The sequence below is a fragment of the Actinoplanes sp. NPDC048791 genome (assembly GCF_040650095.1).
Taxonomy (GTDB): domain Bacteria; phylum Actinomycetota; class Actinomycetes; order Mycobacteriales; family Micromonosporaceae; genus Actinoplanes.
In genome coordinates this window covers 1-6,505 of the sequence record NZ_JBEZGQ010000450.1, presented here as the reverse complement: position 1 = coordinate 6,505, position 6,505 = coordinate 1, and the positions used below count along the sequence as shown (strand labels likewise).

The window sequence follows — 6,505 nt, the reverse complement described above, 5'->3', positions numbered from 1 at the left end:
AGGGCAGCCCGGCGCTGGACGGGTGACCAGGCCGGCATCGCTGACGAGCCGGCCGTGCTGCGCTGGTCGGCGGAGGTGCACCTGGCCGCCGGCGACGCGGAGACCGCCGTCCGGCTCGCCGCCGGGGCCGCCGGCAGCGTCCCGGATTTCTACGGCCATTGGCGTTGCGTTGAGCTCCTGTCGCGAGCCCACCGCATGGACCTGGCGCCGCCGGCTCAGCCTCCGCCGCCTGAGTGGCCCGGCCTGCGCGACGCGTACTTCGTGCTCCGGTACGAGGACGCGGTGCCGAGCGACGAGGCGCTCGCCCGGCTGAACGTCGGCAGGATGACCCAGTGGTCAGCCCGTGCGCAGGTGGCCCGCTCACGAATGCTGCATCGGCTGCGGCGTGACGACGACGCCGTCGCCGCGGCATACCGGGCCCGCGAGATCTACGGCGAGCTCGACGACCCGCGGGAGAACAGCCCCGAACTGGTCGTCCAGGCGGCCGATGTCAGCGGTGTGCTTCCGGGATGGGGTCACATCATCGATGTCCGCATCAGGATGGGAGACGGTGGTGATCTGCGGATAGCCGTCGGCCACGAGCCCGTCGCGGTGACGTCGCCGGGCACCGGGCCCGTCCCGCTCGTCGTGGCGGACGAGCCGCTCACCGATGCACCCGTCGCGCTGCGACGGATCGCGGAGGTCCCGGGCCGGATGATCCGGCTGGACGTGGAGGCCGGCGCCGCACCGGAACCATGCGAGATCACCGTGCCGTGGCCGGCCGTCGCACGCGCCGTCTACCGGGCGCCGCGCAAGTCTGTGCGGGACAAAGCCGAGGTCCGGCTCCTCCAGCTCGGGTTGACGCTGCTCGGCCTGTCGCCGGGACCGATCGACGGCCGGTTCGGCGTCCGGACACGCCGGACGTTGGTCGAGTTCCAGCGCGACAACGTCCACCCGGCCGACGGCGAGGCCGGCCCGCGTACCTGGGCGACGCTGACCAAGGCCGTGCGGATGTTGCCGGCCGGCCGGCCGATCGTGTTGTCCCTGGAGCGTGGGGTCGAGGATTCGCTCCGGTCCGCGCGCGGTGCGACCCACTCCGGCGCACCGGTGGCGTTCCTGTTCGAATCGCGGGGCTGGATGCACGAAAGCCTGGATCTGCTCGACACTCGGCTTCCGCCGGTCGACCTGCTCTACGTCAACGGCTCGATGGAGTCGAGTGGCCAGATCCCGGTGATCTCCGCGCAGAGCCGGACATTCGGCTACGAGTCACAGTGGCGCGCGGCCTCGGAGGTCGAGCTGCTCACCGTCACTCTGTTCGACCGGTTCCTCAAAGAGGCCGCCGTGGCCAACGGTCTCGCACCCGTCGTCGTGCTCGACGTGTCGCTGCCGGCATCCAAGAGTGAAGCGGAGCGGCAGGTGCGCTTGCGGAACGACTTCGCACACCAGCTGATGACCATGGGCCACGCGCCGACGATCCTCGCCGCCGGCTCGGGGCCGGGCGCTTCACCCGGCGACCTCGTGGCGGTCCTCGACGAGGCGGCGAAGTTCGGCTGGACGGCGGTCGAGCTGCTCGTCCGGGCCCGTGAGGAGCAGGCCTACGAGGCGGCGGTCGCGTTGTTCAGTGCGGCCCCGATCGAGCGCTTCCCGGTCTTCACCACGAACTGGCGCACCTGACGGCGACGCGGTCCCCATTCCGGATTCCGCAAGGGGCAAGGACTCCATACCAACTGTGCACTGGTGATAACCGCTGTTCTTTCCTAGCTTCGGATTCGGAAGCCGGGCCGGGGACGCGCAGTTTCGCCGGTGCCGGTTGAATCAGAGGAGGAATTGCCGTGATCGACTGGGTCGGGCTCACCGAGTCGCTGGCATCGTCCTCCTGGCTGTACCTGATTCTGATCTCGGTGTCCCTGCTCGATTCGTTCCTGCCGCTGATCCCCAGCGAACCCGTCATCATCATCGCCGGCGTGCTGGCCGCCACCGGGGTCACCAACCTGACGCTGGTCATCGCGGCCACCGCGCTCGGTGCCTTCCTGGGCGACCAGATCCCGTACGCGTTCGGCCGGCGGTTGAGTTTCGCCCTGGAGAAGCGGCTGCCGCCGGGCACCCGACGGCGGGCCACCCACGACTGGGTCAGCCGGTATCTGCACACGCGCGGCGGGTTCATTCTCGTGAGCACCAGGTTCATCCCGGTCGGGCGGTACCTCGTGACCATCACCGCGGGCACGGTCCGGTACAACTACCGCGACTACGTCCTGTTCACGATCATCGGCGGCACGGCCTGGAGCGCCTACACCGTGCTGACCGGCTATGTCGGTGGCGTGCTCTTCCAGGACAACGCGTTGCTGGCCTTCGGGGTGGGACTGGCGCTGGCGGTGGTGCTGTCCGGTGTGATGGAGCTGATCCGGCGCGCGAGCATCCGGCGGAGCGGGGTCACGGACGTCCCGGAGCGATGACCCGGCGGATGCGGTCGCGGAGCCACTGGTGCGTACGGTCGCTGTCGTTGCGGGGATGCCAGGCCATCCCGATCGTCGGGGTCGGCAGGCTCAGCGGCAGCTCGAAGGTGTGCAGCCCGAGCGCGGTGACGGTGTCGCGCCCGGCGCCGGCGGGCGCGATGCAGACGACGTCGGTCGAGCGGGCCAGGAACAGCGACGCCGCGTAGGTCGGCACGACCGCGACGACCTTGCGGGTGAGCCCGAGCTCGTCGAGGCGGTCGTCGATCGGTCCGCGCCGCCGGCCGCGGCGGGAGACGGCGACGTGGTCGGCCGCGGCGAACTGCTTGACCGTCACCTTCGCCTTACGGGCCAGCGGATGCTCCGGCCGGACGACACCGACCAGCGTCTCGGTGAACAGGGGCTCGCTGTGCACCTCGGGATCGTGCCGGCCGAGGATGCCGACGTCGAGATCGATCAGGCCGTCGCGCATCCCGGTGTCGTCGATGCCTTCCGGTCGCAGCCGCAGGGTGATGCCCGGTGCCTCGGCGCGGACGTCGGTGATGAGTTGCGCGGTCACCGTCATCGAGAAGATGTCGGACATGCGCAGGTCGAAGATGCGTACCGTGTGGGCCGGATCGCTTGTCGGCGAGGGTTCGAAGAGCACCCGGGCCCGCTGCATCACGTCGTGCACCTCGCCGCGCAGTTCGAGCGCGCGGCGGGTCGGCACCATGTCGCGTCCGGCCCGTACCAGCAGGGGGTCGCCCAGCAGGCGGCGCAGCCGGGCCAGCGATCTGCTCATCGCCGGCGGTGAGGTGTGCAACCGGGCCGCGGCGGCGGTGACGCTGTTCTCCGTCAGCAGCGCGTCGAGCGCCACCATCAGGTTCATGTCCAGCATTTCCACTCCCGGATTATCACAGGTGGAATGGCTCGATATCAAAGATGCATTAGTGATAACTACAAGGCTGTCCTAGCGTCGGACGCATGCCCGTGGATCTGAATCTGCTCACCGCGCTGGACGCCCTGCTCGAGGAGCGCAGCGTGATGGGCGCGGCGGAGCGGCTGCACCTGTCGTCGCCGGCGGTCAGCCGGACGCTGGGCCGGCTCCGCAAGCTCACCGGCGACGACATCCTGGTGCGCACCGGCCGCTCGATGACGCCCACGCCGTACGCGCTGGCGATCCGCGACGACGTCCGCCACCTGATCCGCCGGGCTCACGACGTGCTCACGCCGCGCCGCGAGGTGGAGCCGGCGACCCTGGACCGGATCTTCACCGTCCAGTGCAACGACGCCCTCGCCACCTCGCTGGCGCCCGTGCTGGTCGCCGGGATCCACGCGCAGGCGCCCCGCGTACGGCTGAGGATCCTGGGCGAGAGCACCGTCGACACCGGCGGCCTGCGGCAGGGCCACGTGGACCTGGAGCTCGGCACCGGCCGCCCGAGCCTGCCCGAGTTCCGGTCCGAGACCCTCGGCCACGACTCCCTGATCGTCGCGATGCGCCCGGATCATCCGTGCGGCAAGAACCTCGACCTGTCCTCGTACGCGGCAGAGCAGCACGTGCTCGTTTCCCGACGCGGGCGGCTGACCGACCCGATCGACGACCTGCTCGCCGCCGAGGGCCTGGGCCGCCGGGTCGTCGCCACCGTCGCGAGTCTCACCATGGCCCTGCGCATCGCGAGCCGCAGCGACATGCTGGTCACCACCACCGCGCTGATCAGCCGTCCGGTCGTTGAGAGCTTCGGCCTGATCACCCGTCCGCTGCCGGCGCCGGTGCCGGCGGCCCCGATCAACTGCACCTGGCACCAGCGCAACGACTCGGACGCCGCGCACGCCTGGCTCCGTGACCAGATCCGGGCCGCCCTGTCGGAGATCTGCCGGCTGACGCTCCCTACCGGCTGAGCATCCAGCGGGTGAAGGCCACGTAGTTGGTGGCGAACTCGTCCGGGGTCGCCGAGTTCTCCACCCTGCTGGACAGCTCGTTGACCCGGGCGTAGTGCGGCAGCCGGTCCCGCTGGTACGCGGCGAGCGCATCCGGGATCTCCGGCGCCGAGGTGAGCAGCCGGGCCAGCACCAGCGGATCCTCCACGCCCAGCGACGCACCCGCGGTGATGTGCGGAGACAGCGCGTGCGCGGCATCGCCGACCAGGGCGACGCGATGCGAGACCCACTGGGTCAACGGCGGGACGAGCATGATCTGGTTGTGCAGGATCTTGTCGTCGGGACTCGACTCGATCAGGGCCAGCATGGCCGGATTCCAGCCCGTGGTGTCCAGGAACCCGGCCCGTTCCGCGGCCTGTTGCTTCGGCGTGCCCGCCAGCGGATCCGCGTCGAACTGGTTGACCAGCCAGTAGACGGTGCCGTCGGCGGTGGGCACGTACCCGCCGCGGGTGCGCTGCTCGCCCAGCACGATGACGCTCGCGTCGATGGTGACCCCGGGCGGTGGCGGGACGACCGAGCGCCAGGCGTGGTGTCCCTCGTGCTCGATCGCGTCGCTGCCGGGCACCAGCAGGGACCGGACGACCGAATAGGCGCCGTCCGCGCCGATGAGCAGGTCCGCCTCGGCGGAGGTCCGGTCGTCGAAGTGGGCCGTCACGCCGGTGCCGGTCTCCTCGTAGCCGACGAGGCGAGAGTTCAGCCGGATGTTGTCGTGGCCCACCGCCTCGGCCAGCAGATCGTTCAGCTTCGGACGGTTCACCAGCAGGTAGCGGTGGTCGTCCGGGGAGAACCCGGGCGGGTCGATGAGCCGGCCGGCCGGGTCCCGGAAGTACATCTCGGCCGGCCGGCCGATGGCCCTGAGCTTCTCGCCCAGCCCGAGCTCGTCGAAGACGGCCAGCGCGTTGGCCCACAACCCGAGCCCGGCCCCGGCGGCGCGGATCTCGGGTGCCTGCTCGTGCACGACGGCGTCGACGCCCGCGGCCCGCAAAGCGATGGCACTGGTGAGCCCGACGATTCCGCCGCCGGCGATCATTGCCCGCATGTGGTCGATCCCTTCTCATTCTCTGCTACGACGCGGTGCTTTCCCTTGCTGGCGATGCGGTACAGATCAGGGTTCCCCTCCCAGGGCGCGGTGCGCACAATGGCCCAGCGCCGGATCAGCCATCGCTCCCGCGCTCTGATCAGTTCCAGGCGCCAATAGCCGCGCATGACGCAGAAGTCGACGCCCGTCGTCGGAAGGTGGTGATAGGCGACCATGTGCGCCCGGCCGGTCACGCCCGCGCCGGTCGCGTCTACGAGCAGGTCGGAGCTCGCATGGTGGGTGGCGGCGAATCCTTCCAGCACAGTGCGGGCTTTCGTGGTCAGCTCGTCGGCCGTCAGCTCCTCGGCGGGTGCGCCGGACTGCCCGGACTGATCGAGCGTCACCCGGTCGGCGAACAATTGTCGGAAGCGTTCCCAGTCCTTGTCGTCCTGGGCGTGGGCCAGAGCGGCAACAACTCCGGCGATCTGCATGTGGTCGAGCGCGGTGATGTTCATCGTGGGCACAACGCTAGGAAATCTCAGCGGCAATAGCCAATGCGAAATGGTGAAGCACCGATTTACCGCGACGCAATCGATCAGGCGAGTGCGCGCACCAGCAGAATGAGGCCGATGGCGGTGCCGAAGGTGACGATGAGCGCCTTCAGAATGCGCGTGGGCAGACGCCGGGCCAGCAGCGCACCCGCGTAGCCACCGACGACCGTCGAGGGCGCCAGGATCAGCACGACCGGCCAGTCGACCGGGCCGAACAATGCGAAGGTCAGCAGGGTGACGGCGCCGACGGTGGCGGACAGGACGTTCTTGAGGGCGTTGAGGCGGTTCAGCGTCTCGTCGAGGACCAGGGCGAGCGCGGCCACGTACATGACGCCCATCGCGGCGCCGAAGTAGCCGCCGTAGACCGCGCCGACGAAGACGACAGCCTGCAGGGTGATCACCTGACGTCGCGGGCTGAGTGCCCGCGGATGACCGACCAGGCCGCGCAGCCGGTTTTGGAAGAACAGTGCCGCGGCGGCGGCCAGCACCAGGAACGGCACGATGAGCTCGAACGCGCGAGCGGGCGTGGCCAGGAGCAGCGCGCAGCCGGCGGCCGAGCCGGCGACACACGCGGGCAGCACCCACGGGAG

7 protein-coding genes are annotated in these 6,505 nt (G+C 70.1%); 3 read left to right on the top strand and 4 right to left on the bottom strand.

Translation table 11 applies throughout. The features are described from left to right. Positions 1-1,653, top strand: a 1,653-nt coding sequence (locus AB0C29_RS27595; RefSeq protein WP_360825829.1) for a peptidoglycan-binding domain-containing protein, incomplete at its 5' end; no start/stop codon positions are given. A gap of 158 nt (positions 1,654-1,811) precedes the next feature. Continuing rightward, positions 1,812-2,432 carry a DedA family protein gene (locus AB0C29_RS27590; RefSeq protein ID WP_360825826.1) on the top strand — a complete coding sequence of 207 codons (621 nt, stop codon included), beginning with the start codon at positions 1,812-1,814 and terminating at the stop codon, positions 2,430-2,432. Here AB0C29_RS27590 and AB0C29_RS27585 read toward each other — a convergent pair. Next, positions 2,410-3,306, bottom strand: coding sequence for a LysR family transcriptional regulator (locus AB0C29_RS27585; protein WP_360825832.1), 897 nt, complete (start codon positions 3,304-3,306; stop codon positions 2,410-2,412). The genes AB0C29_RS27590 and AB0C29_RS27585 overlap by 23 nt on opposite strands. Before the next feature lie 86 nt (positions 3,307-3,392). Here AB0C29_RS27585 and AB0C29_RS27580 point away from each other — a divergent pair, with 86 nt between their 5' ends. Beyond that, positions 3,393-4,307, top strand: a complete 915-nt coding sequence (locus AB0C29_RS27580; protein ID WP_360825823.1) for a LysR family transcriptional regulator — start codon at positions 3,393-3,395, stop codon at positions 4,305-4,307. Here AB0C29_RS27580 and AB0C29_RS27575 read toward each other — a convergent pair. From AB0C29_RS27575 to AB0C29_RS27565, 3 genes are all read right to left on the bottom strand, one after another. Then, positions 4,297-5,385 carry an FAD-dependent monooxygenase gene (locus tag AB0C29_RS27575; protein WP_360825820.1) on the bottom strand — a complete coding sequence of 363 codons (1,089 nt, stop codon included), beginning with the start codon at positions 5,383-5,385 and terminating at the stop codon, positions 4,297-4,299. The two genes, AB0C29_RS27580 and AB0C29_RS27575, sit on opposite strands and share 11 nt — an antisense overlap. Further along, the gene (locus AB0C29_RS27570) at positions 5,373-5,879 is read right to left on the bottom strand and encodes a nuclear transport factor 2 family protein (RefSeq protein ID WP_360825817.1); all 507 of its coding nucleotides are present in this window, start codon (positions 5,877-5,879) and stop codon (positions 5,373-5,375) included. Before AB0C29_RS27570 ends, AB0C29_RS27575 begins: the two co-directional genes overlap by 13 nt. A gap of 80 nt (positions 5,880-5,959) precedes the next feature. Then, positions 5,960-6,505: sulfite exporter TauE/SafE family protein (locus AB0C29_RS27565; protein WP_360825814.1), on the bottom strand; the 546-nt coding region annotated here is incomplete at its 5' end.

What these genes read in the sequence shown, in the direction of transcription:
- AB0C29_RS27585 (WP_360825832.1), bottom strand. Translation starts at nt 3,306, where the DNA reads ATGCTGGACATGAACCTGATGGTGGCGCTCGACGCGCTGCTGACGGAG.
- AB0C29_RS27580 (WP_360825823.1), top strand. Translation starts at nt 3,393, where the DNA reads ATGCCCGTGGATCTGAATCTGCTCACCGCGCTGGACGCCCTGCTCGAG.
- AB0C29_RS27575 (WP_360825820.1), bottom strand. Translation starts at nt 5,385, where the DNA reads ATGCGGGCAATGATCGCCGGCGGCGGAATCGTCGGGCTCACCAGTGCC.
- AB0C29_RS27570 (WP_360825817.1), bottom strand. Translation starts at nt 5,879, where the DNA reads ATGAACATCACCGCGCTCGACCACATGCAGATCGCCGGAGTTGTTGCC.